Here is a 24,926-nt window from a genome sequence, read left to right as displayed (position 1 = left end):
TATAAAGGAGAGTTTTAAAATGCCAGCAATTCTTGACATTTATGCACGCGAAGTATTAGATTCTCGCGGTAACCCAACAGTTGAAGTTGAAGTATATACTGAATCAGGCGCTTTCGGACGCGCTTTAGTACCAAGTGGTGCTTCTACTGGTGAATACGAAGCAGTAGAATTACGCGATGGTGACAAATCTCGCTACCTAGGTAAAGGTGTATTAAAAGCAGTAGAAAACGTAAACGAAATTATCGCTCCTGAATTAGTAGGTATGGACGTAACTGATCAAATCGGTATCGACCGCCTTATGATCGAGTTAGACGGTACTGAAAACAAAGGTAAATTAGGTGCCAACGCTATTCTTGGTGTATCTATGGCAGTAGCTCACGCAGCAGCTGATTTCGTAGGTCTTCCATTATACCGTTACCTTGGTGGATTCAACGCTAAGCAATTACCAACTCCAATGATGAACATCATCAACGGTGGTTCTCATGCTGATAACAACGTTGACTTCCAAGAATTCATGATCTTACCTGTAGGAGCTCCTACATTTAAAGAAGCAATCCGTATGGGTGCTGAAGTATTCCACGCGTTAAAATCTGTTTTATCTGCTAAAGGCTTAAACACAGCTGTAGGTGACGAAGGTGGTTTCGCTCCTAACTTAGGTTCTAACCGTGAAGCATTAGAAGTAATTGTAGAAGCAATCACAAAAGCTGGTTACGAAGCTGGTAAAGACATCCAATTAGGTATGGACGTAGCTTCTTCTGAGTTCTTCAACAAAGAAACTGGTAAATATGACTTAGCAGGCGAAGGCCGTACAGGCGTAACTTCTGCTGAAATGGTAGATTTCTACGAGCAGTTAGTTAACGAATTCCCAATCGTTTCAATCGAAGACGGTTTAGACGAAAATGACTGGGATGGTCACAAGCTATTAACTGAGCGCATTGGCGGAAAAGTACAGCTTGTTGGTGACGATCTATTCGTAACAAACACGAAAAAACTTGCTCAAGGTATCGAACAAGGCGTAGGTAACTCTATCCTTATCAAAGTTAACCAAATCGGTACATTAACTGAAACGTTCGAAGCTATCGAAATGGCTAAACGTGCTGGTTACACAGCAGTAGTTTCTCACCGTTCTGGTGAAACTGAAGATGCAACAATCGCTGATATCGCTGTTGCAACAAACGCTGGTCAAATCAAAACTGGTTCTATGAGCCGTACAGATCGTATTGCGAAATACAACCAATTACTACGCATCGAAGACGAACTAGGTGTTCTAGCTGTATACGATGGCGCTAAATCTTTCTACAACTTGAAAAAATAAGTTGAAAGTATAAAAAACGGATGACGATTGTCATCCGTTTTTTTACGTTAAAATCCGTTGTATTTAACTGCCATTACTTGTACGAGAGGGTTTTTTATGATAAATTAACCTTAGCGTAGTGCGCGTACTTTATCCCCGGTAATGCCAATCAGAAGGGATGAAGAAACCCCGCTGATTGACTATTACTTGGTGTAGGAGGTGTGTCTTAGTGCATACATTGCTGATTACTTTGCTAGTGATTGTTTCAATTGCTTTGATTGTTGTGGTCGTTTTACAATCAAGTAAAACTACTGGATTATCTGGAGCTATTTCCGGTGGAGCTGAAACGTTATTTGGGAAACAAAAAGCACGTGGAATTGACTTAGTTTTACACCGTTTGACAGTAGTGTTATCTATCTTATTCTTTGTATTAACACTTGCTGTATCTTATTTCAAACTTTAATATGTTACTGGATAGACTGCCACCTAATGCATATGTACTTGGTGTATACCAACTTATGTATTAGGTGGTTTTTTAATGGGTGTGTTGAATACTTTAATTTCATTTTTAAGTAATGATATAATATAGCTTTAGAAAAAAGTACTAAATATAGTATAAAAGCGTAAAAGTTGATGGCCACATTTCTTGTTATGTGATGACCGTCACATAAATACATGTTTTTTTCTATTAGGACTGCAGATATTATAACTAAAAGGAGTTAAATGATATATGAAAATTGCACAACCAAAGCCATTTACATTTGAAGGCGGCGAAAAAGCTGTTTTATTACTTCATGGTTTTACCGGAAATTCTGCTGACGTTCGTATGTTAGGTCGTTTTTTAGAGAAAAAAGGATACACATGCCACGCACCTCATTACAAAGGACATGGCGTAGCGCCTGAAGAACTTGTTCATACTGGTCCAAAAGATTGGTGGAAAGATGTCATGGACGGCTATGAGTTTTTGAAAAGCAAAGGTCATGAAAGTATTGCCGCTGTAGGTCTTTCACTAGGTGGCGTATTTTCACTGAAATTAGGTTACACTGTACCTATAAAGGGTATTGTGCCTATGTGCGCCCCTATGTATATAAAGAGTGAAGAAGTCATGTATGAAGGTGTTTTAGCGTATGCACGCGAATATAAAAAGCGTGAAGGTAAATCGTCTGAACAGATTGAACAAGAAATGGAAGAGTTCAAGCAAACACCAATGAACACATTAAAGTCTTTACAGGAATTAATCGCTGAAGTGCGAAATTCAGTTGATATGATTTATGCACCGACATTTGTTGTACAAGGTCGTCATGATCATATGATTAATACAGACAGCGCCAATATTATTTATAATAGCGTCGAGTCTCCTACAAAAGATATAAAATGGTACGAAGAATCTGGTCATACCATTACCTTTGATAAAGAGCGTGATCAGCTTCACGAGGATGTATATGCATTTTTGGAATCACTTGATTGGTGATAGAGATAATACGAATAAAGAAAAAGGAGGGACATGATGTGAAAGAAGAAAATCAGCCCTATATAAATGAAATATTGGATTTTATGAAAAGGGATAATTACAAACCTTTGACTGTCCAAGAGCTTGCAAAAGAATTTAATACTGAGGATGCAGAGTCATTCAAAGAGTTTGTGAAGGCACTTGTTATTATGGAAGAGAAGGGTTTAATTATCCGAGCAAGAAACGATCGCTACGGGCTGCCGGAACAAATGAATTTTGTCAAAGGGAAAGTAAGCGGACATGCAAAAGGGTTTGCGTTCGTAGTTCCTGAAGAAAAAGATGCGGGTGATGTATTTATTCCCCCTACTGAAACAAACAATGCTATGCACGGAGATATTGTGCTTGCAAGAGTGTCATCAGAATCATCAGGTGCTCGTCGTGAAGGAACCATTGTAAAAATCTTAGAACGAGGTACCCAGCAAATTGTAGGTACGTATACGCAAAGCAAAAATTTTGGCTTTGTGATTGCGGATGACAAAAAAATTGCAGGTGATATCTTTATTCCCAAAGCAGCAAGAAACGGTGCAGTTGAAGGCCATAAAGTAGTAGTAGAACTGACAACCTATCCGGAAGGCCGCATGAACGCAGAAGGAAAAGTTGTTCAAATTCTTGGACATAAAAACGATCCGGGGATCGATATCATTTCTGTTATCCATAAGCACGGTCTTCCTCAAGAATTTCCTGCTGATGCTTTAACACAAGCAATTGATACACCTGAAACGATTGACGAAAAAGATATCGGCAACCGCCGCGATCTTCGTGATCAAGTTATTGTAACCATTGACGGAGCAGATGCAAAAGATTTGGATGACGCCGTAACGGTTACAGAGCTTGAAAATGGAAACTACAAATTAGGCGTCCATATTGCAGATGTAAGTCACTACGTTAAAGAAGGTTCTCCGATTGATGTAGAAGCAGCAGAGCGCGGAACAAGCGTCTATTTAGTAGACCGAGTTATTCCAATGATTCCTCACCGTTTATCTAATGGAATTTGCTCATTAAATCCAAAAGTTAACCGTTTTACGCTTTCTTGTGAGATGGAAATCGATCCACAGGGTGAAGTAGTGAAACATGAGATTTTTGAAAGTGTCATCAAAACGACAGAACGAATGACGTATTCAGACGTTAACAAAATCTTAGTGGATAAAGACGAAGAAGTGTTAGAACGCTACGAGCCAATTGTTCCGATGTTTGAGCGTATGGAAAAGCTGGCAGCTATTCTTCGTAAAAAGAGAATGGATCGCGGTGCCATTGATTTTGATTTCAAAGAAGCAAAAGTATTAGTAGACGATGATGGCCATCCTCACGATGTTATTTTGCGTGAACGTTCGGTTGCTGAAAAGCTAATCGAAGAATTTATGCTAGCGGCGAATGAAACAGTAGCAGAACATTTTCACTGGATGAACGTACCGTTCATTTATCGTATTCATGAAGATCCAGATGCAGAGAAGCTTACTCGTTTCTTAGAGTTCATTACAAACTTTGGTTACACGGTGAAAGGAACAGGAAACGATATTCATCCGCGTGCGCTGCAGGATATTTTAGAAGAAGTAAAAGGTACGCCTGAAGAGATGGTTATTTCAACTGTTATGCTTCGTTCGATGAAACAAGCGAAATATGAAGCAGAAAGTTTAGGCCACTTTGGTTTATCAGCTGAGTTCTATACGCATTTTACGTCTCCAATCCGTCGTTATCCGGATTTAATCGTTCATCGTCTCATTCGCACGTATTTAATTGAAGGAAAAACAGATCAGCAAACGCAAGAAAAATGGCGCGAGCTTCTGCCTGATGTTGCTGAGCATTCTTCTAATATGGAACGTCGTTCAGTTGACGCTGAGCGGGAAACGGACGATATGAAAAAAGCTGAGTTTATGGCTGATAAAGTTGGGGAAGTATTTAATGGTATTATTAGCTCTGTTACTAACTTTGGAATGTTCGTGGAGCTAGAAAATACGATTGAAGGTTTAGTTCACGTCAGTGACTTAACAGATGACTATTATCGTTACGACGAACGTCACTATGCGATGATTGGAGAAAAAACGGGCAATGTCTTCCGAATTGGAGACGAAATTGAAGTGAAAGTCGCCGATGTGAATAAAGACGAGCGTTCAGTTGACTTTATTATTGTAGGAATGAAAGAAAGCCGCAAACGCTTATCTAAAGACCGTCCTAAAGTGATTAAAGCAAAACAAAAGTCACGCAAAGATGATAAAGGAAAAGGTCGCGAGGGCAGCCGAAGCAAAAATGAAGAGTGGTCTACTCAAAAGCCAAAGAAGAAAAAGAAAAAGAGATTCTTCGAGGGTGCCCCAAATGTTAAGCGCAAAAAGAAAAAGCGTAAATAATCGAAATCGACAGCAGTGAAGCAGAAGGGTATTCCTTCTGCTTCAAAACAGCTCCATTAAACGTTTTAGTTGTTGTTTAGATTTCCATACAGTAAAATGATACATAATATCATACATATACGTAAGTACGGCTGAAGGGAAGGAACGTTTTATGCCAAAAGGTGAAGGGAAATTAATTGCACAAAACAAAAAAGCCCGCCACGACTTTTTTATTGAAGAAACATATGAGACGGGTATTGTTCTACAAGGAACGGAAATCAAATCAATTCGTAATGGGCGTGTAAATTTAAAGGACTCTTTTGCTCGTGTGCAAAACGGAGAAGTATTTCTACACAATATGCACGTTAGTCCTTACGAACAAGGAAATCGATACAATCATGAGCCGTTGCGTACACGAAAGCTATTGCTCCATAAGCGTGAAATCAGCAAGCTAATTGGCTATTCAAAAGAAACGGGTTATTCATTAGTTCCTTTAAAAGTGTATTTAAAAAATGGATACGCAAAGGTTTTACTAGGGCTTGGTAAGGGTAAAAAGAAATATGACAAGCGTGAAGACTTAAAGCGAAAAGAAGCGAAGCGCGATATCGAACGAGCATTTCGTGATCGTCAAAAGATGTGACATTACAAAATCTTACAATTGCAAAATGCTCATTTTGTGATATAATAAGTATTGTTATCAGTTAGATTTCATTTTGCACACTGAAGTCGCTATCTGATGTAAGATTTTTTCTTACACATTCCGACTCCCTTTTATATGGGGACGTTACGGATTCGACAGGGGTAGTTCGAGCTTAGGTTGCGAGTCGAGGAGATGGCCTCGTTAAAACATCAACGCCAATAATAACTGGCAAATCTAACAATAACTTCGCTTTAGCTGCATAATAGTAGCTTAGCGGTTCCTCCCTCCATCGCCCATGTGGTAGGGTAAGGGACTCACTTTAAGTGGGCTACGCCGGAGTTCGCCGTCTGAGGACGAAGGAAGAGAATAATCAGACTAGCGACTGGGACGCCTGTTGGTAGGCAGAACAGCTCGCGAATTATCAATATGCCAACTACACTCGTAGACGCTTAAGTGGCGATATTTCTGGACGTGGGTTCGACTCCCACCGTCTCCACCAATACATATTGTATGGTGGCTTACCTTACTTATAACAGGAGTTAATCAAATGTATGTTCTTCATTTGATTAGCTCCTTTTTAATTTATGATGTATGTAAAAAGGATGCCTCTTACACAAAGAGACATCCTTTTACTTTTGTTTAAGCTGAACAAAAAGCAGCATAAGAAAGGAAAGAAAGACGATTGAAATAACCCATAGCCAAGCAAGATTCATGTTTCCAGAGTCAATCGCTACGTAGATAGCGGTAGGAACAGTTTGTGTTTCACCTGGAATATTGCCAGCAAACATCAAAGTGGCTCCAAACTCTCCGAGTGCTCTTGCCAGACTTAGCACTCCTCCTGTTACGATGGCTTTAGAAGCTAAAGGAATGGAAATAAAGAAAAAGACTTTCCATTCGCTTGCACCATCTACTCGAGCTGCGTCTTCAATTTCGTAATCTACGCTTTGAAAGCCTGTTTTGGCAGATTGATACATAAGCGGAAACGCAACGACAACGGAGGCAATAACAGCTGCCCACCATGTGAAAATAACAGGTTGTTGAAAGGCCCATTCAATTGCCCGGCCGAGCAGGCTGTGTTTCCCGAATATGACAATCAATAAAAATCCAACAACGGACGGAGGGAGCACCAACGGGAGCATTAACGCCGTTTCAATCATCACTTTTCCCTTAAAGTGTTTCCTGGATAACAGTTTTCCTATAACAGTGCCTAAAATAATAACGACAAATCCTGCTACTAATGCAATTTTAAGCGATAGCTGAAGAGGAGATAAAAATTCTTGAATCATAGCGGCCTCAATGTGCAGTGAAACCGTATTTCTTTAAAGTGTCAAGAGCTGTCTTACTTTGTAAAAATTGATAAAAAGCTTTTGCTTCTTGTGGATGTTTCGAATCCTTAATAACGCCTACAGGATATACAATTGGTTTGTGAGTGCTATTATCTGCAGTAGCGACAATCTTCACCTTTTTTGAAATCAAGGCATCGGTTTTATAAACCACCCCAGCTTCAACGTTTCCTGTCTCAACGTAGGAAAGCACCTGGCGTACGTCTTTCGCATAGACGGTTTTTGGCTCAATGTTTTTCCAAAGGTTCATGTGTTCAAAAGTCTCCTTCGCATACTGTCCGGCAGGAACGGATTCTGGTATTCCAAGTGCAATTTTTTGAACAGTCGGCTTTGATAGATCTTCAAAATTTGTGATAGCAGACGTATTATTCTTTGGCACGATAAGCACAAGGTCATTGCCAACCAAGTCAGTACCATTCTCCTTGGAGATAGCTCCTGCTTTTACTAGTGCATCAAACTTGTCTTCTGCTGCTGAAAAAAATAAATCAACAGGTGCGCCGTTTGTAATTTGCTGTTGCAGCGAGCCTGAAGCTCCAAAATTAAATTTCAAGTCTATATTTGGATGCTTTTTTTCATATTGCTTTTGAATATCAGTGAGCGCATCTTTTAAGCTGGCCGCAGCGGATATCGTTAAGCTGATGTTTTTGTGCTGAGCTGCGGATTGATCGGTATTTGTTTCGTTCGAACAAGCAGCAGTAAACATAATTAAAAATAATAGTGCGAATAAGGGTTTAAAGTATTGTTGCATCGTGTCACCTCAGTTAGTTGTAGTAAAGCAATTTAGTATAACTATATCACGTTCATTTAAAATTTGACTTCCTAAAAAGAAAACAGCGACTTGAAAGGGGGAAAACTTTCAAGTCGCTGCTTCATTTATTCTTCCAACGCTTTGCCCATTCCTTTTAAAAAGTGAAGCCCAAATCCAATTGCACGATTGACATCTGGATCGTTTAGCGCTTTTATAAGAGCTAATGCACTTACTTTTTTTCCTGTTTTTACATACTCATTCGCTTCGTTCATACCAGCTGTTGCGCTATTTACAAGTTTAGCAGTTACCTCTGGATCTGCCTTCATCAAACCGCTGCTTGCACCCATAAGAGTATTAATTAAATTAGTTACCGGTTCTCTGGAAATTTGATGAAGCGCAATTTTTGAGATTTTTTCTTTCGCTTGAATCATTGAATCAGCAGCTTCAAGAACACCCATGTCGTTAAGTTCGCCAACAATACCGAGAATACGGTTCAACGCTTCTTCATTATCTGCCAGCAGAGAAGTTAAATCTTCTAATTTTTGTTGTTTTTCTTCTTCCTCGCTTAGAAGAGGTTTCTTAATTTCTGTAATAGGTTGTGCCATCTTTTCTCCTCCTATTTACTTGTTAAATGGGCGTAGCCAGGACGGTTCCATTTACGCTGAACCTCGACCCCATTTTGAGGATGACGTTTTTTGTTACGCGGATTTGTAGACGGTAAAGGTGTTTCGCCACCTTTACTTAATACTTCCATCCGTACTTTTGTTTGTTTGTAAGCCGGCGTATTTGTTCGTTGGTCGACTGCAGGTCCCGTCAAGAAGTTAATAGCCGAATCTTTATGAACAGAGTGCATTGGAAGGTACAGCTCATTTGCTTTTACTCGCTCTGTAATTAATGCCTGTACTTTTACTGCTCCAAACGGTGAGATTAATCTGACAAGCGAACCTTCTTCAATTTCACGCTCCTTGGCAAGCTGAGGTGAAATTTCTACAAATACTTCCGGTACTTTTGATTGGATGCCGCTCGATTTATTGGTCATATTCCCTTCATGAAAATGTTCTAACATTCTTCCATTATTAATGTGTAGATCATATTCTTCTGGGAATTCGGCAGGAAGTACCCAATGTGATAAAGCAAAGCGCGCTTTTTTATCTGGGAAATTAAACCCATCGACGTAAAGTAACGGCGTGCTTTTCCCCTCTAAGCTCCCCCATAAGAAGCTATTCCAGCCTTCAAGGTTTTCGTAGCTGGCTTGGCTGAATAGGGGTGATAGACTAGCCATTTCTGCAAAGATATCACCAGGATGTGTATACGTCCAGTTCGCACCTAAGCGGTTGGCAATCTCTTGAACAATCCACCAATCCGGCTTTGAATCACCGAGCGTTGGTAATGCTTGATACAATCTTTGAACACGTCGTTCTGTGTTGGTAAAGGTTCCTTCTTTTTCAAGAGAAGGAACAGCAGGAAGTACAACATCAGCATATTGAGCCGTTCTCGAAAGGAAAATGTCTTGGACGACAAAAAAATCTAAATTTGATAATATTTCGTGCACGTGGTTAGCATTTGAATCAACAAGAGCCATATCTTCTCCGACAAGGTACATGGCCTTCATTTTTCCTTCATCAATTGAATGCAGCATTTGAATATTATCAAGCCCTGGCTTATCTTTAATTTTTACACCGTATGCTTTTTCAAATTTCGCCCGGGCGACTGAGTCTGTGACGTGCTGATAGCCTGGAAGCCAAGCCGGAAGAGTTCCCATATCACATGCTCCTTGGACGTTATTGTGGCCTCGGAGCGGATAAGCGCCTGCTCCAGGGCGTCGATAGTTTCCAGTAGCAAGCAACAGGTTTGAGATAGCCGCTGATGTATCAGAGCCTCCCGTATTTTGCGTTACGCCCATGCCCCACAGCACACAGGTTCCATCGGCGTCTCGAATCATTTCAGCTATTTGAATGAGCGTTGCTGCTGGAATACCCGTAATTTGTTCAGCATATTCAAGCGTGTACTTTTCAAGCAAAGAGTGAAAGTCTTCAAAATAGTTGACGTTTTCTTGGATGAATTTTTCATTGTGCCATCCTTGGTCAATCATGTATTTTGTTACAGCCATTAGCCATACTTGGTCCGTACCTTGTTTTGGACTGATAAAAATGTCAGAGCGTTCAGCCATTTCGTTTTTGCGCAAATCTGCGACAATTAGTTTTTGGTCATGAAGCTTATGCGCGCGTTTGATACGAGTTGCTAATACAGGGTGACCTTCAGCAGGGTTAGCTCCAACGATGATAACCAGTCCAGCTTTTGCGATGTCTTTTATCGTGCCGGCATCGCCTCCCATTCCCACTGTTCGAAATAATCCATCAGTTGCAGGAGACTGACAGTAGCGAGAGCAGTTGTCTACGTCATTTGTTTCAAACATTTGGCGAGCCAGCTTTTGAATAACATAGTTTTCTTCGTTTGTAATCTTAGAAGAAGAAATAAAACCAACTGATCCATGTCCATACTGCTGATTAATAGAGCTTAACCTGCTTGCTACTAAGTCGAGGGCTTCTTCCCATGACGACTCTACAAATGCGCCATTTTTTCGGATTAAAGGCTTAGTAATACGTTTTTCAGAGTTTACAAAATCCCAGCCGAATTTTCCTTTCACACAGGTTGAAATAGCATTTGCGGGAGCATCAGAGCTAGGCTGAACTTTAAGGATTTCACGGCCTTTTGTCCATACTTCAAATGAACATCCAACTCCGCAAAATGTACAGACAGTTTTTGTTTTTTTCGTGCGTGTTTCGCGCATAGCGGCTTCCACTTCTGAAACAGCAAAAATTCCGCTGTATCCAGGTTCTACTTCTTTAACTAAATCAATCATTGGGTTTAAAACGTCTTTTGGAAGTCCAGTCATAAATCCAGCTTCTCCAAGCATGGATTTTTCCATTAAGGCATTACAAGGGCATACGGTTACACATTGACCGCAGCTCACACAAGAAGATTCATTGATTGCTACACCGTCATCCCAGAGAACGCGGGGACGTTTCGCTTCCCAGTCGATAGAGAGTGTTTCATTAACTTGAAGATTTTGACAAACCTCTACGCATTGTCCACAAGCAATGCATTGATTAGGGTCATAACGGTAGAACGGATGAGACATATCGACTTCATTCTCTGAGGCCTTTGGCGTATAGGGGTATTTTTGATGTTCAATCTCCATCATTTCAGCCGTGTTATGTAATTTACAGTTTCCGTTGTTATTATCGCAAACGGTGCAGTATAGCAAATGATTCTCTAATAAACGATCCATTGCTTCCGTCTGTGCCGCTTTTGCGGGTGCTGATTGTAATTCAATCTTCATGCCGTTTTCAGCTTTTGTAGAACAAGAACGAACTAACTCGCCATTCATTTCAACGATACATGTGTCACAAGTTTGAATAGGGTCTACTTCAGGAACATAACAAATCTGAGGGTGCTCAATGCTTTGCTGGTTAATAATTTCGAGTATGGTAGAGCCTGAAGCTGCCTTGTATTCGTTGCCATTTATATGAACAGTGATGGTTTCACGACTCATTTGTTTTCCTCCTTTATATAAAAACAAAAAACCACCATGAATACACACGCCTAATTAAATAAGGGAAGTGCAATCATGGTGGAATAGTTTACTAGCAGGTCTTACTAATATGCCAATCCGGCCCATTTATATCGTTAAGAAAAAGTGATAGAGTAATAACAATTCATTATTATTATTATTCCATCTCGGTTATTTATAATTATATCGCTACGTTTTTAAATGCACAACTTTTTTAAATACCCAACTCTCTTCAAAAGTTTTGCTGCAAAGATTTTAGGCTTTTATTTTTTGAAGTGTTGATTTATGATAAAAAAACTGTAGGAATAAAATGCACAATTTAATTTTAATCGGTGGGAGAGCGTTGATTATGTCAAAAACTATTCATGAATTTAATGATATTATTCGGAAGCTTCGAAAAGATTTATTTGGAAAAGGACCGGAAAGAATACATACGGTTTTTGTTGAAAATATGGCTGTCTCAACACTGTATGGAAATTTAACTCCGACAGAAACATTTATTGCAAGCACTTCTGAAGGATGTGACATGGTTCATCTAGCTCGAACAAAAATGATCCAAGATGTATATGCATCGAATCCGCCGGAAGGGCTAGAAGAATTGGTAGGAGCAAAGTTGGTTAATTTATTTTCAGATATGAAAATAAAAGAAAATATAGCGGTTTCCGTATTCGTTTTTGATAAAAACATTATTTAAAAAAGGAGACATCACATGAACTCGACCGTTAAGAAGCGTACAGTTCTTAGATTTAAAAATGGTCAAATGGAAAGCGTGGAAGATAAAATTGTAACGGAGTTTCCTGTGACTGTGAAAATTAATGAAGAAGAGTTTGTCACGATGGTATGTAGCCCACAATACATTGAAGATATGGTAATTGGCTATTTAGCATCTGAAGGGGTTATTCGAGCATACACAGACATTAAAAACATATGGGTTCAAGAAAAAGAAGGGTATGTTCATGTTACAATAGATAAATTAAACCCGTATTTTCAAAACCTTCAAAATAAACGATATATCACGTCTTGCTGCGGGGCGAGCAGACAAGGGTTTGTCTTTATAAATGATGCGCTGACTGCTAAAAAAATGAACGGTATATCGATAGAACTTTCAATTAAGGATTGTTTTCAATTGATGAATAAGCTGCAGCAATCTGCTGCTACGTTTCAAGAAACGGGTGGCGTTCATAACGCTGCTATTTGTGATAAAAATGGCTTTATGCTTAGCAGAATGGACATTGGTAGGCATAATGCTCTAGATAAACTATACGGGTATTGCTTAAAACACCATATTTCAATTAGAGATAAAGTAGTCGTTTTCAGCGGCCGTATTTCTTCAGAAATTTTGTTGAAAGTAGCGAAGATCGGGTGTGAAGTGGTTCTTTCAAAATCTGCCCCGACTGAACTTGCTTTAAATCTAGCAGAAGAATTGGGAATTACAACGGTAGGGTTTATTCGAAATGATTCGTTGAATATTTATACATGCCCGGAAAGAATTTTAAGAGAGAGTTAATCTGCTGTGGAGAAGCTGACAGCTAGAGAGAGGAGAGATGAAGCAGATGTCATACGCTATAGTTGATACTTTAAAGCGTCCTTTACGAGACTTGCGTTTGTCAGTAACAGATCGCTGTAACTTTCGCTGTCGATATTGTATGCCTGAAGAAATTTTTGGGGCAGACTATCCATTTTTACCTGCCGAAAACATTCTTTCGTTTGATGAATTAGAGAGACTCACTAGATTATTCGCATTGCTAGGAGTAAAAAAAGTGCGTATAACGGGAGGAGAGCCGCTGCTAAGAAAAGGCTTGCCAGATCTAATCAATCGTCTGAAGCAAATTGAGGGTATAGATGATATTGCCATAACAACAAACGGCTCACTGTTAAAGAAGCATGCAGAAGCCTTATCAAAAGCGGGATTATCAAGAGTAACCGTTAGCTTAGACTCGCTTGATGAAGTGAGATTTCAAGAGTTGAATGGAAACCGAGGAAGCGTAAAACGAGTATTAGAAGGAATAGAAGCAGCAGCTCTTGCGGGGATTTCAGTCAAAATAAACATGGTTGTCCAAAAAGGCAAGAATGAGCAGGATATTCTTCGGATGGCTCAATATTTTAAAGACAAAAAACATACGCTGCGTTTTATTGAATATATGGATGTGGGAAATTCAAACGGATGGAAAATGGATGAGGTTATAACAAAGAAACAAATTCTTGATATAGTTGGAAAAGAAATGCCTCTTGAAGAAATTCCACCTCATTATACGGGAGAAGTAGCCACCAGGTATCGATACGTCGGGACAGAAGAGGAAATTGGTATCATTTCATCTGTCACAGATTCATTCTGTTCCACTTGTTCACGCGCAAGAGTATCGGCTGAAGGAAAGCTCTATACCTGTTTGTTCGCGTCAAAAGGATATGACCTCCGCACACTGATACGGTCAGAAGCCTCTGATCATACTGTTTGTGACACCATTTCTGATATCTGGAATCATCGGAAAGATCGTTACTCAGACGAACGAGCTAATGGAAGACAGGTCCAAGACGCTGAAAAAGTGGAAATGTCTCATATTGGTGGATAATTCAAAAAAGCTTTATACATGCCAATCACTGCGATGATTCACATTTATAAAAGTGGGATCTTCTGCTGAAAAAGGCACGCGAAGGACGTTTGTCTGATTCAACAATTGCGTAAGCCTTCTTTCACCTTGTGTAACGAGTTGTTCAATAAGAGGAAGCGTTCTACGGTGATAGAGTGCTAGAAGCGGGTGAATGTGATCAGGCTGAACAGGAAGAACAATGTCAGGTGAGTCCGTTTGAGTCAGTGTGATCATGTGATGAACAAACTCAGCATTAATAAAAGGAATATCGCAAGAAAGAATAAAGAACCATTCAGCGCAACAATCGATCGCAGTTAAAGCGTGATGAATTGCATACAAAGGACCTTGATACGGGCATTTTTCAACTGCAAATGCAACATCCTTTCTTTGAAAATAAGGGAGTAAATCTTGGTTGGTAGACACAAGTATAGGTGTGACGTGATTTTCTTTTAGTGCATCTATACTATATTCGTAAAATGATTTCTTGTTATAGGTTTCAAACATTTTTGGTTGACCGTAGCGAGAAGATTTTCCTCCTGCTAATACAATGCCGGCAATGGACATTTATTAAATACCTCCATCAAAACATATTTGTATATTTATGCAAAAAAGCCTCCGTAAAGCAGCGTAGCTTTATGTGTATAATAGCATGTTTTTAAAGAAATATCTTTGACGAAGGAATAGATAGTGAAGTCAGAGATTGAATGAGAAAGGAAGAGAAAAGAGTGACAGAACGTTATTCACGTCAGCAGCTTTTCCAGCCCGTTGGAAACAAAGGGCAGCAGCAAATTAGAAGTAAGCATGTTTTAGTTGTAGGTGCAGGGGCTCTAGGCAGCGCTAGCGCAGAAGCCCTCGTGCGTGCTGGAATTGGAAAATTGACTCTTGTAGATCGTGATTATGTAGAATGGAGTAATCTACAGCGTCAGCAGCTTTATACAGAACAAGATGCGCAAAACAAACTACCTAAAGCTGTAGCAGCAAAAAATCGTCTGCGTCAAATAAATACGGAAGTGAAGATTGAAGCGCTGGTGATGGATGCTCAGCCTGCTAATTTAGAAAGTATCGTCCAAACAGCTGATGTAATCATCGATGCGACAGACAACTTCGACATCCGTTTTATTTTAAATGATTTGTCACATAAGTATGAAGTTCCATGGATATACGGCTCATGTGTAGGGAGTTATGGCGCCACTTATACCGTTATCCCAAATGTAACCCCTTGTCTGCACTGCATATTGAAAAAAGTGCCTGTCGGAGGAGCAACCTGTGAGACAGCAGGAATCATTAGTCCCGCTGTTCAAATTGTGGCAGCCTATCAAATAACCGAAGCATTAAAAATTTTAGTCGAAGATGTTGAAGCTTTGCGCCACACATTTCTAACCTTTGACGTCTGGAATAATCAGCATGCTGAATTTAAGACGGGCAAAATGAAAAGTGATAAATGTTCTTCTTGCGGATCGACCCAAACATATCCGTACTTAGCGTATGAAAATCAGCTTAAAACAGAAGTTCTGTGCGGCAGAGAGACGGTTCAAATCAGACCCTCGCAGCGCCATTTGTACAACTTCGATGAATTGGAAAAACGGTTAAAAAAACAGGGGAAAGTGGACCGCAATCCATATCTTCTGTCATGTCAGCTTCCAGAGCAGCGCTTTGTAATTTTTCAAGATGGCCGTGTATTTATTCATGGAACGAATGATATTCAATTTGCGAGAAGCTTATATTATCGTTTACTAGGATGAGTAAAGGAGTGAAAAGAATGAGAGAAAAGCGAACTCCTATTCCTGTCGGAGAATGCGTTGGACGAGTGATGCAGTATGCAAAAAACAGAAAGCAAGAAATCATTGCGCTTGAAGAAGCTCACGGCAGATTTTTAGCTGAAGATTTAATAGCAGATCATGATATTCCTGCTTTTGATCGTTCTCCATATGATGGTTTTGCCGTTCGGTCGCAAGATACGAAAGAAGCATCATCACTTCATCCAGTAGAACTGGCTGTTCGAGGAGAAATAGGAGCAGGTTCTGTTTTTGAACATACAGTCAGCGCGATGCAGGCTGTGCGTATTATGACAGGAGCTCCTATTCCCAAAGGCTGCGATGCGGTTGCCATGCTTGAAGTAACAAAAGAATATACAAAAGACAATCAGCCGATCGTTCAAATCAAGCGTTCGTTTAACAGCGGAGATAACATTTCTTTTCAAGGAGAAGAAACAACAAAAGGAACTGTGTTAGCTTCGAAAGGAACGTATATCACTCCGGGAGTAGCTGCTCTTTTAGCCACATTTGGCTATAGTAACGTAGCTGTCTTCAAAAAACCTGTAGTTGGATTACTTGCAACTGGAAGTGAACTAGTGGAAGTGAGTGATCCTGTTGAACGGGGCAAAATTCGTAATAGCAATGCTCATATGCTGCGTGCGCAAATTGAAAAAGCTGGAGGCGAAGTGAACTATTTTGGTATTATGCCTGATGATTTAAGTCAGTGCTACAATGCGGTAAAAGCTGCACTATCAGAAGTGGACATGCTGATTACAACGGGCGGCGTTTCAGTAGGAGACTATGATTATCTACCAGATGTGTATAAACAATTACAAGCCGAAGTTCTTTTTAATAAAATAGCGATGAGACCAGGCAGTGTAACAACGGTTGCTCGTATGGAAGAAAAGCTTTTATTTGGCCTCTCGGGAAATCCCACAGCGTGCTATGTCGGTTTTGAACTTCTGGCTCGTCCGGTAATCAGTACATATGCGGGTAAAAGAACCCCTCATCTTCGGAAAGAAAAAGCTTTGTTAGGAAAGGACTTCTTAAAGCCAAATCCTTTTATGCGATTTGTATCTGGGAGGCTTTCATACAGGGAAGGACAGCTGATTGCTTCTCCATTAAGCTTTACAAAATCTAGTGCTGTTTCTTCTTTAGCTCATGCGGATACGTTAGTTATATTTCCTGGAGGGACGAGAGGATACAAAGAAGGAATGCTGGTTGACGTCTTATTGCTAGATGACGTGCGGGGAAGTGAATGGCCTTGGTAGCTTGTTGTACCGTTTTACAAGTAGTTGGATTTCAAAACAGCGGAAAAACTACTTTAGTGGAAAAGCTAATTAAAAGAGCGAAACAATTCAATCTATGTGTAGGTTCTATTAAGCACCATGGACACGGCGGACCTCCAGACAGCAGCAGTGAGCTAAAAGACAGTCATCGCCACCAGCAAGCAGGTGCCAATGTGGCAGGTGTAGAGGGAGGTGGAATCCTTCAGCTTACGGCAGATAGTAAAGACTGGAGCCTAAAAAAGCTGATTGATTTTTATCAATTTTTCTCGCCAGATGTCATTTTTGTTGAAGGATATAAAAAAGAACCCTATCCAAAAGCAGTCTTGATTCGAAGTGAAGAAGATCTTGTTCTGCTTTCCTCTCTAACCAATATTATATGCGTGATTAGCCACGTTCCGCTTAAAAAAGAAGTGCAGCGAGCATATCCAATATTTCACTTACAAGAAGACGAGCATTATCTTAATTTTTTATTGAAAGAAGTGGGGGAAAGAAGATGAACCAGCACTTATTTGAAGTAGTAAATCAGCCAATTGCCGTAGATGAAATAATTAAAAAAGTTTCTAGAAGAGACGCGGGAGCTATTACGACATTTATTGGAACGGTAAGAGAATTTACAAAAGGCAAGAAGACGCTCTCTCTTGAATATCAAGCCTATGTGCCAATGGCAGTGAAAATGCTTAGCCAAATTGGTGACGAAATTCAGGAAAAGTGGCCCGATGCTTTGACAGCTATTACTCATCGAATCGGGAAGCTTGATATAACAGAAGTCGCAGTAGTTATTGCCGTTTCTTCTCCGCATCGCAAAACAGCTTATGAAGCAAACGAGTATGCTATTGAACGTATTAAGCAAATTGTGCCAATTTGGAAAAAGGAATTTTGGGAAGACGGAACAAAATGGATTGGAGATCAGTTAGAAACGAAAGAATATCCTGAAGGAAAGCCAATGAAGGAGATGTAAAAATGATTAACGTCTTATTTTTCGCTGCTATACGTGAAGAGGCTGGAGTGGAACAAGTAACAGTTGATAAACAAGATATAACAGTGAAGGAATTAAAGGAATATGTGCAAAAAACGTATAAGCTGTCCTCTCTGAAGCAAACGATGACCGCAGTCAACGAAGAGTTTGTAACAGATGAAGAAACCATTGGAACGGGAGATACCGTCGCATTTATTCCGCCCGTTAGTGGAGGATAAAAAAAGGTGCTGAATATACAGCACCTTTTTTTATTATCTAAATTGAGCTACTTTTTCGATTGGTAAACGTACAGACGGGTAACCGCTATTTGCTGCTTTGCCGATTGAAAGTAACATAACCGGTGCATAGCGCTCTTTGTCTAAACCGAATGCTTCGGCAATTTGATCTTTTTCATAACCGCCAATAGCGTTTGTATCATAACCGTGAGCACGTGCAGCAAGCATTAACTGCATGGATACTAAACCGCCGTCAATTAATACTGTTTCTTTATTTAATTCTTCAGAAGCAGCTGCGTAGTGCGCTTTGATTTTAGGAATTTGCATGTCTCTAATTTCTTGTGGCATATAGCCTAGTTCAACAGCTTTATCGTAAATTTCATCTAAATTTTCTTCACTTTTTAAATCGCCGAATATCGCAATAACAGCTGCTGATGTTTCTACTTGTGATTGATTAAATTTAGCAAGCGGAGCTAATGTTGCTTTTCCTTCAGGGCTATCAATTACTAGAAAGCGCCAAGGCTGTGCATTAACAGAAGATGGAGCTAGCGTCGCTTCTGTTAAAATTTCTTTCATTTCTTCACGGCTGATTTTGACAGATGGGTCGTAATAACGAATAGATCTGCGCCCTGTAATAATATCTTGGAAATCATTGTTTAGTGTTTTTGTTTGTGTCATGATGAACTCTCCTTTATGTTAAAAATGTTATGACCGTTCAATGGCCGAAATGTTTACTTTTAAACGCTCGAGCATTTTGGAAAGCAGCAGCTGTTCTTCTTCGCTGAAATCTTTAAATGCTTCATCAATAAAGCGAGCTTTTTCGTTTCGAAATGCACCGATTTTTTCATGTCCGCTTTTCGTAAGCTTTACAAATGTTACGCGGTTGTCATCAGGGTTTTTACGGCGTGATACAACATCTCTTTCTTCGAGCTGCTTTAAATGCCTTGTAATTGCAGCATTGTCAATGTTTACTTGCTGTTGAAGCGCCTTTTGACTCATTTCACCTGTTTCATAAAGCTGATGTAAAATATCAAGACGTGATTGGCTAACACCGGTACAATGCTCAAACTTTTGATTAATTTGTTTATTAACTTCTTGCAGAGCATACAGAACATTTGCTTTTTCAGAACATGAATGTGACAAGAAAGTCGCTCCCTTTTTCTATGATATTTATAGATGGATTAATATTTGATACATCAATGTTTGATACATCAACTAATATAAAATAAATAAAAGTGAAAGTCAAGAAAGTGAACGTTGGTTTTTAAAAATAATAAAAAAAGAGGCTGAGACGTAACGAAATGAATCCCATCCAAAGGCGAATAATCTGGATATATAATCTGGACTGCTTGCTCGACCGCAGTTGATTTCCGTGCAAGGCTTCGCTTTCCGCGGGCGTCCCGTGAGCCTTGCCCTCCAATCAACTGCTGGAAGGAACGAAACAGATAAAATCTACGTTCACCATAACAAAAAAAACGAACCACTAATCAAACTGTTTGATTAGTGGTTCGTTTTTCACTTCAGCTAAACTATTTTTGTCTCAGCCTCTTTAAGCTGAATGATTTTTTTTGCTAATTTGTTCATGCGTATAGGGAGATAGAAACGGAATACGCTTGATAATCAAATCGTGAATCCAGAATAATCGCTGAATAAGAGGAGCTGTTTTAGCTGAAACGTATATAATAAAGCATCCGATAGCTCCCGCAATCACCATGCCTCCAAGTACATCTGCTGGATAGTGAACGCCTACGTAAATACGTGAAAGGCCCGAAATGACAGCCCATATAAAAATGATGCTTCTCCATTTGTTTTTTCGTAACCACATGATCCAAGCAGCAGAAAAGACTAAAATCGAATGATCACTCACAAAAGATGAATTAGCCGGGTGCGGAATCAGCTTATGAACGTGATGAGTCACAAACGGACGCGGGTGGTAATACACCAGGTGAATGACTTCATTGATACATAGAGAAAGTACAATTGTAAACAACATGTATAAAGCCGTATAACGGTGATAAATTGTTCTTTCTGTTTTTCCGCTAAACCAAAGCAAAAGCAAACAAGCCATTATAAAATAAGGAACGCTATTCGTGATGATAATCATTACAGAATCCATTGCGCTGGATTTACCAGCAAACGAGTTAACCCATTGAAATACTTCGTAATTAAGGTTCATTTGTTTTCTCCTTATGCAGTACTTTTCACTCTTAGTTTAGATTGACACTCTAAAAAAACAATGAATTTCACATTAAAAATCAATTAAAATCCAAAATTTAAGGGCATTTAATGATATAAAAAGGAGAGGAAGAAACTGCTTTTAGAATAGGAGATGAAACAGTTGAAAAAGGTTTTATTTTTACCTCTTCTAAAAATGCCTTCTGGCCATCATCAAGTGGCAGAGGCGTTAATGGATATATTGGAAAGAAGAACAACAAATATTTGTTATAAAAAAATAGATTTATTAAGCTATACAAACGAACTATTAGAAAAAGTGGTCACAGGCACATATTTGAAATGGATTCGTTATGCTCCAGAAACGTACAATATGGCATACAAACATCTCTTTTATGAACCGCCTGTTCATTCATTCAAATGGTATCATCACGTATTCGCAAAAAAAATGGAGCACTTAGTTAAAGAAGAAAATCCGGATTTAATTATATGCACACATGGGTTTCCTTCTTATTTGCTCAGTCAATTAAAAGCAAAAGGCAAGTGCGATGTACCTATTATAAATGTCTACACGGATTTCTTTATTAATAATTTATGGGGAAAAGAAGAGATTGATTTTCACTTTCTCCCTAGTGAAGAAGTAAAAAAAGGACTTCGTGCTCAAAGTGAAATTCCACTTCAAAATATGATGGTCACAGGAATACCGGTACATGAAGAAATAACAAAAACAAGAACATTTAAGCATCCTGGTAACCGAAATATTTTAATTGCTGGAGGCAGCAGCGGCTTAGGCAATATTATGGATTTCTACAATGATTTAAAAGATGCGCGCCATTTTCATTACTTTGTCTTATGCGGCAAAAATCAAAAGTTATATGAAGAAATCAAGGGATGGGAATTACAGCACGTTACACCAATTCCGTACATTTCATCACGCACAGAAATGAATGAACTGTATGAAAGAGTGGATGCTATTGTAACAAAGCCAGGTGGTATAACGGTCAGTGAAGCTCTTCGCAAGAATTTACCGATTTTTGTTCATTCTGCTTTACCAGGTCAAGAAGAAGTGAATTTACGCTATTTAACAGAACGAAACTTAGTTCAAGAACTAAAGGCGGATCAATCGTTAGAAAGTCAGCTGCAGGCAGTGCTGCAGGATGCTGATAAAATGAGCACATTATATAACGCGATTGCTGCTTACCATAAAGAAATCGAAGCACAAACGCCTGAAGAACTTTTAGCAGTAGTCAATTGGATTTTAGGTGAAAAGCAAACGATTGGTCTTCATGCGTAAAACATTCATGTTTACAAACAATAAGGATAAGCTAAAAGACAAGTATGTTGAAAAAGTAGGGTTTAGATAAAAAAACAAACATCTTTTGAAAAAGGTGTTGTTTTTTTATCTAAAGAAGCTATTCTTTCACTTAAGACATGTGGTGAGAGGTGTATAACATGAAAGAGAAAATTTTAATTGTGGAAGATGAAGCGCAAATTGCGAAAGTGTTAAAGATTGAATTGGAATTTGAAGATTATGAAGTAGATGTTGAGTACGACGGGAAAGCGGGGTTAGAGACGGCAACATCGGCTCAATATGACCTCATTTTGCTAGACGTGATGCTTCCAAGTCTGAGCGGTATTGAGGTGTTAAGAAGACTTCGGAAAGCGGAAGTATTTACGCCAGTTATTTTATTAACTGCCAGAAATACGACGCTGGATAAGGTAATGGGCTTAGACCAAGGAGCTAATGATTATGTTACAAAACCGTTTGAAATTGAAGAACTGTTAGCACGGGTTCGCTCTTGTATTCGCTATCGTTCGCTCGTAGAAGCATCAGGAACGAAAGAAGCTGAAGCGGAGCTCTTAACGATCAGTGATTTGACCATTAATCTTGAAACAAGGGAAGTCCTAAGAAACAATGAATCCATTACGTTGACACCGAAAGAGTATGATTTAGTCGTGTATTTGCTTACGAACAAAAATAAAATTGTCACGAGAGAAGGAATTCTCACAAACGTTTGGGGCTATGAATATGAAGGAGNTAACGATCAGTGATTTGACCATTAATCTTGAAACAAGGGAAGTCCTAAGAAACAATGAATCCATTACGTTGACACCGAAAGAGTATGATTTAGTCGTGTATTTGCTTACGAACAAAAATAAAATTGTCACGAGAGAAGGAATTCTCACAAACGTTTGGGGCTATGAATATGAAGGAGAAACAAACGTAATTGATGTGTATATTCGCCACTTAAGAAAAAAAGTAGATGAAGGTTTTTCTACTTCTCTCATTCATACGGTGCGGGGCGTAGGATATATGATGAAAGAGGAGAAACATGAAGATCACGACGAAGATTAATTTGCTGACAACAGCATGGCTAGTGGTTATTTTATTAATCATGAACATCGTTGTTTTTTTCTCCTTTACTAAATCTACGGTGAATATGGAACAGGACATTTTATTCGAAAAAGCACGCGAGATTATTCAAAAAGGTCAACAAGATCATTCCGTGGAGCTCTCGCCAGAGTTACTAAAATTTTATTTGACCAACCATTCATTTATCCGAACAGTCTCAGAAAATTCTACGGTCATTAACCAAGTATCAAATGATCCTCATCTGGTGAAAATTAAGCCCGAATTTTCAAAGAAAAAAAAGGTGAAGCTTCGCAAAATCAGAGAAAAGCAAGTATTGGTTATTCGCATGCCTGTCAAAGTCAATAATCAAGTCGTTGAAACGCTGGAAATTGGTGAGCTCCTGACTGGTTTTGAAACCCGTAAAGATATTTTGCTATCAATTTTGATTTTTTGTTCGCTTGTGTCCATTTTACTGTCTCTTTTAGGAGGAAGATGGTTATCACGCGTCATTATGCATCCTATTAAAAATATGGTCACAACGATGAAAGAGATTGAAGAGAGCGGTGTTCCTAAAAAAGTCCTAATTCAAACGGAAACGAGAGATGAACTGCAGGGTATGACCGTTACCTTTAATCATATGATTGACCGCTTGCGAGAAAATATTGAAAAGCAAAACCAGTTTGTTTCCGATGCTTCTCATGAATTAAAAACCCCTCTAACCGTTATTCGCAGTTATTCTAATTTATTAAGAAGAAGAGGGATTAAAAATGAAGAAATTACGCTGGATGCGATCGACACCATCTATGCGGAAGCAACCAAAATGCAAAAAATGATTGAAACGCTGCTTGATCTGGCAAGTGTGGAAAAAGAACAAACGCTTGATATGAAGCAAACAGATCTTGTTCTTATTTTTGAACAAATCGTTAAGCAGCTGCAGCAGGTATACAAAAGAGAATTAGTTCTTCATTATGATCAAACGCCCATTATGATTGAAGTGGATGAACTGAAAATGAAGCAAGTGTTGATTATTTTGCTTGATAATGCAATTAAATACAGTACGGATAAAATTGAAGTGACCGTTGAAAAAGAGCAGGAAGATGTCATTATCAAAGTAAAAGACTATGGAATTGGCATTCCAAAAGAAGATCTTGCACATATTTTTGAACGCTTCTATCGAGTTGATAAAGCTAGAAGCAGAGCTACGGGAGGAACGGGGCTTGGACTATCGATTGCACAAACTATTGTCCGTCAGCACAAGGGCGAGATTTTTATTAAAAGTGAAGAAGAACAAGGCACGGAAGTTGTTATTCATCTTCCCATTTCATCTACAAACTGAGAAAGCCGCCGTTAGGCGGCTTTTGTGTGATTATATGATTTTTCTCCGACTAAAGTATGAAGGTATTTCATTACAAAGTCGTTCGAAATGCAAGAAAAAAGCGAATAAGATAAGAGTATCAACAATCAGTGGAGGTTTTAGTATGAGTTATACTCTTTTTATAAAAGCAAATGACAGATCGACAAGTGAAGCCGTAAGCGTGAAACTATATGATGCGTTTTTAGAAAGCTACAAACAATCGCATCCAGGTGAAGAAATAATAGAATTGAATCTGTTCAAAGAAGAACTTCCTTATTTAGATGCAGACATGATAAACGGTCAGTTTAAATTAGCAAGAGGATTAGAAGTGACAGCAGCGGAAAATAAAGCAGCAGAAATTGCGAATCATTACTTAGAACAATTTGTGAAAGCTGATAAAATTGTCATTGCTTTTCCGCTTTGGAATTTTACTGTGCCGGCCGTGCTTCATACGTACTTTGATTATTTAAATCAAGCAGGCAAAACGTTTAAGTATACGCCAGAAGGTCCTGTGGGATTACTAGGCGATAAAAAGGTGATGTTATTAAATGCACGAGGTGGAGTATATTCAGAAGGTCCGTCAGCCGCTGTCGAAATGGCCGTTAAATATGTCAGCAGCATACTTCAATTCTTTGGCATCACAAAGGTGAACTCTGTTATTATTGAAGGGCATAATCAATTTCCAGATCGTGCTCAACAAATTATTAAAAGCGGCCTAGAACAAGCAGTACAAGCAGCCAAAACATTTTAAATAACAGTAGTAAAAGCCAGGCTTACAAAGTCTGGCTTCTTTAT

The 24,926-nt window shown here is 39.1% G+C and carries 26 protein-coding genes, 1 other RNA gene and 1 pseudogene; 19 read left to right on the top strand and 9 right to left on the bottom strand.

Translation table 11 applies throughout. The features are described from left to right. Positions 1-19 precede the first annotated feature (19 nt). The 6 genes from eno (at position 20) to ssrA (ending at position 6,264) form a co-directional block, all read left to right on the top strand. A complete protein-coding gene (eno, locus tag ACFX4N_RS22280; RefSeq protein WP_013059698.1) occupies positions 20-1,315 on the top strand; it encodes a phosphopyruvate hydratase in 1,296 nt (431 codons plus the stop codon). Between the two features lie 208 nt (positions 1,316-1,523). Next, positions 1,524-1,757 (top strand): preprotein translocase subunit SecG, encoded by a 234-nt coding sequence (gene secG / locus ACFX4N_RS22275; protein ID WP_013059697.1) that lies wholly within the window; start codon positions 1,524-1,526, stop codon positions 1,755-1,757. A 267-nt stretch (positions 1,758-2,024) separates the two neighbouring features. Further along, entirely contained in the window at positions 2,025-2,765 is a 741-nt protein-coding gene (locus tag ACFX4N_RS22270) for an alpha/beta hydrolase (RefSeq protein WP_013059696.1), read from the top strand. A 38-nt stretch (positions 2,766-2,803) separates the two neighbouring features. Beyond that, entirely contained in the window at positions 2,804-5,146 is a 2,343-nt protein-coding gene (rnr, locus tag ACFX4N_RS22265; protein WP_013059695.1) for a ribonuclease R, read from the top strand. 151 nt (positions 5,147-5,297) lie between these two features. Next, complete coding sequence (gene smpB / locus ACFX4N_RS22260) at positions 5,298-5,765, top strand: SsrA-binding protein SmpB (RefSeq protein ID WP_013059694.1); 468 nt, start codon at positions 5,298-5,300, stop codon at positions 5,763-5,765. 137 nt (positions 5,766-5,902) lie between these two features. Continuing rightward, positions 5,903-6,264, top strand: a transfer-messenger RNA (tmRNA) gene (ssrA, locus tag ACFX4N_RS22255). 130 nt (positions 6,265-6,394) lie between these two features. Here the strand turns inward: ssrA and modB are convergent. The 4 genes from modB to fdhF all read right to left on the bottom strand — a co-directional run bounded on the left by modB (position 6,395) and on the right by fdhF (position 11,412). Beyond that, positions 6,395-7,051: a molybdate ABC transporter permease subunit gene (gene modB, locus ACFX4N_RS22250; RefSeq protein WP_057275309.1), complete on the bottom strand. Its 657-nt coding sequence runs from the start codon at positions 7,049-7,051 to the stop codon at positions 6,395-6,397. Positions 7,052-7,058: 7 nt separating this feature from the next. Beyond that, complete coding sequence (gene modA, locus ACFX4N_RS22245) at positions 7,059-7,856, bottom strand: molybdate ABC transporter substrate-binding protein (RefSeq protein WP_057275310.1); 798 nt, start codon at positions 7,854-7,856, stop codon at positions 7,059-7,061. Between the two features lie 125 nt (positions 7,857-7,981). After that, a complete protein-coding gene (locus tag ACFX4N_RS22240; protein WP_013085382.1) occupies positions 7,982-8,461 on the bottom strand; it encodes a helical membrane plugin domain-containing protein in 480 nt (159 codons plus the stop codon). 11 nt (positions 8,462-8,472) lie between these two features. Next, positions 8,473-11,412: a formate dehydrogenase subunit alpha gene (gene fdhF, locus ACFX4N_RS22235; protein WP_057275311.1), complete on the bottom strand. Its 2,940-nt coding sequence runs from the start codon at positions 11,410-11,412 to the stop codon at positions 8,473-8,475. A 367-nt stretch (positions 11,413-11,779) separates the two neighbouring features. Here fdhF and ACFX4N_RS22230 point away from each other — a divergent pair, with 367 nt between their 5' ends. The 3 genes from ACFX4N_RS22230 (at position 11,780) to moaA (ending at position 14,000) form a co-directional block, all read left to right on the top strand. Then, positions 11,780-12,124: a Na-translocating system protein MpsC family protein gene (locus tag ACFX4N_RS22230; protein ID WP_013059689.1), complete on the top strand. Its 345-nt coding sequence runs from the start codon at positions 11,780-11,782 to the stop codon at positions 12,122-12,124. A 66-nt stretch (positions 12,125-12,190) separates the two neighbouring features. After that, entirely contained in the window at positions 12,191-12,937 is a 747-nt protein-coding gene (gene fdhD / locus ACFX4N_RS22225) for a formate dehydrogenase accessory sulfurtransferase FdhD (RefSeq protein ID WP_377262582.1), read from the top strand. Positions 12,938-12,983: 46 nt separating this feature from the next. Then, positions 12,984-14,000: a GTP 3',8-cyclase MoaA gene (gene moaA / locus ACFX4N_RS22220; RefSeq protein WP_013059687.1), complete on the top strand. Its 1,017-nt coding sequence runs from the start codon at positions 12,984-12,986 to the stop codon at positions 13,998-14,000. Positions 14,001-14,012: 12 nt separating this feature from the next. On the opposite strand, the gene mobA is transcribed toward moaA, so the two are convergent. Then, positions 14,013-14,582 carry a molybdenum cofactor guanylyltransferase gene (gene mobA / locus ACFX4N_RS22215; RefSeq protein ID WP_029319293.1) on the bottom strand — a complete coding sequence of 190 codons (570 nt, stop codon included), beginning with the start codon at positions 14,580-14,582 and terminating at the stop codon, positions 14,013-14,015. Positions 14,583-14,743: 161 nt separating this feature from the next. On the opposite strand from mobA, the gene ACFX4N_RS22210 reads away from it, so the two are divergent. From ACFX4N_RS22210 to moaD, 5 genes are read left to right on the top strand one after another with little or no spacing between them, the layout of a single operon-like run. Beyond that, entirely contained in the window at positions 14,744-15,760 is a 1,017-nt protein-coding gene (locus tag ACFX4N_RS22210) for a molybdopterin-synthase adenylyltransferase MoeB (RefSeq protein WP_013059685.1), read from the top strand. A 17-nt stretch (positions 15,761-15,777) separates the two neighbouring features. Continuing rightward, positions 15,778-17,043, top strand: a complete 1,266-nt coding sequence (locus tag ACFX4N_RS22205; RefSeq protein ID WP_192100763.1) for a molybdopterin molybdotransferase MoeA — start codon at positions 15,778-15,780, stop codon at positions 17,041-17,043. After that, positions 17,031-17,558, top strand: a complete 528-nt coding sequence (mobB, locus tag ACFX4N_RS22200; RefSeq protein ID WP_013059683.1) for a molybdopterin-guanine dinucleotide biosynthesis protein B — start codon at positions 17,031-17,033, stop codon at positions 17,556-17,558. Before ACFX4N_RS22205 ends, mobB begins: the two co-directional genes overlap by 13 nt. Continuing rightward, on the top strand, positions 17,555-18,019 hold the full coding sequence (locus tag ACFX4N_RS22195; protein ID WP_013059682.1) for a molybdenum cofactor biosynthesis protein MoaE: 465 nt from the start codon (positions 17,555-17,557) through the stop codon (positions 18,017-18,019). The genes mobB and ACFX4N_RS22195 overlap by 4 nt, the downstream gene beginning before the upstream one ends. Positions 18,020-18,021: 2 nt before the next feature. Beyond that, on the top strand, positions 18,022-18,255 hold the full coding sequence (gene moaD, locus ACFX4N_RS22190; RefSeq protein WP_013085372.1) for a molybdopterin converting factor subunit 1: 234 nt from the start codon (positions 18,022-18,024) through the stop codon (positions 18,253-18,255). Between the two features lie 33 nt (positions 18,256-18,288). Here the strand turns inward: moaD and ACFX4N_RS22185 are convergent, their stop codons facing one another. From ACFX4N_RS22185 to ACFX4N_RS22170, 4 genes are all read right to left on the bottom strand, one after another. Then, on the bottom strand, positions 18,289-18,930 hold the full coding sequence (locus ACFX4N_RS22185; protein ID WP_013059680.1) for a nitroreductase family protein: 642 nt from the start codon (positions 18,928-18,930) through the stop codon (positions 18,289-18,291). Positions 18,931-18,957: 27 nt separating this feature from the next. Continuing rightward, a complete protein-coding gene (locus tag ACFX4N_RS22180; protein ID WP_013085370.1) occupies positions 18,958-19,395 on the bottom strand; it encodes a MarR family winged helix-turn-helix transcriptional regulator in 438 nt (145 codons plus the stop codon). Between the two features lie 68 nt (positions 19,396-19,463). After that, positions 19,464-19,676, bottom strand: coding sequence for a hypothetical protein (locus ACFX4N_RS22175; RefSeq protein WP_097812354.1), 213 nt, complete (start codon positions 19,674-19,676; stop codon positions 19,464-19,466). Between the two features lie 125 nt (positions 19,677-19,801). Next, complete coding sequence (locus tag ACFX4N_RS22170) at positions 19,802-20,428, bottom strand: undecaprenyl-diphosphatase (RefSeq protein WP_192100765.1); 627 nt, start codon at positions 20,426-20,428, stop codon at positions 19,802-19,804. 153 nt (positions 20,429-20,581) lie between these two features. Between ACFX4N_RS22170 and ACFX4N_RS22165 the strand changes: the two genes are divergently transcribed. The 5 genes and pseudogenes from ACFX4N_RS22165 to ACFX4N_RS22145 all read left to right on the top strand — a co-directional run bounded on the left by ACFX4N_RS22165 (position 20,582) and on the right by ACFX4N_RS22145 (position 24,882). Continuing rightward, entirely contained in the window at positions 20,582-21,718 is a 1,137-nt protein-coding gene (locus ACFX4N_RS22165) for an MGDG synthase family glycosyltransferase (protein ID WP_223269017.1), read from the top strand. 158 nt (positions 21,719-21,876) lie between these two features. Continuing rightward, positions 21,877-22,461, top strand: a pseudogene (locus tag ACFX4N_RS22160) (response regulator transcription factor); the annotation flags it as partial. Next, positions 22,448-22,780 (top strand): winged helix-turn-helix domain-containing protein, encoded by a 333-nt coding sequence (locus tag ACFX4N_RS22155; RefSeq protein ID WP_483879975.1) that lies wholly within the window; start codon positions 22,448-22,450, stop codon positions 22,778-22,780. The pseudogene ACFX4N_RS22160 and the gene ACFX4N_RS22155, both read left to right, overlap by 14 nt. Next, positions 22,758-24,113 (top strand): sensor histidine kinase, encoded by a 1,356-nt coding sequence (locus tag ACFX4N_RS22150; protein WP_013059675.1) that lies wholly within the window; start codon positions 22,758-22,760, stop codon positions 24,111-24,113. Before ACFX4N_RS22155 ends, ACFX4N_RS22150 begins: the two co-directional genes overlap by 23 nt. 142 nt (positions 24,114-24,255) lie before the next feature. After that, positions 24,256-24,882: an FMN-dependent NADH-azoreductase gene (locus tag ACFX4N_RS22145; protein ID WP_013059674.1), complete on the top strand. Its 627-nt coding sequence runs from the start codon at positions 24,256-24,258 to the stop codon at positions 24,880-24,882. The last annotated feature ends 44 nt before the right edge of the window (positions 24,883-24,926 follow it).

Origin of the sequence: Priestia sp. YIM B13551, assembly GCF_042787905.1 — a bacterium.
Lineage (GTDB): Bacteria > Bacillota > Bacilli > Bacillales > Bacillaceae_H > Priestia.
This window is presented reverse-complemented; position numbering and strand designations above follow the sequence as displayed.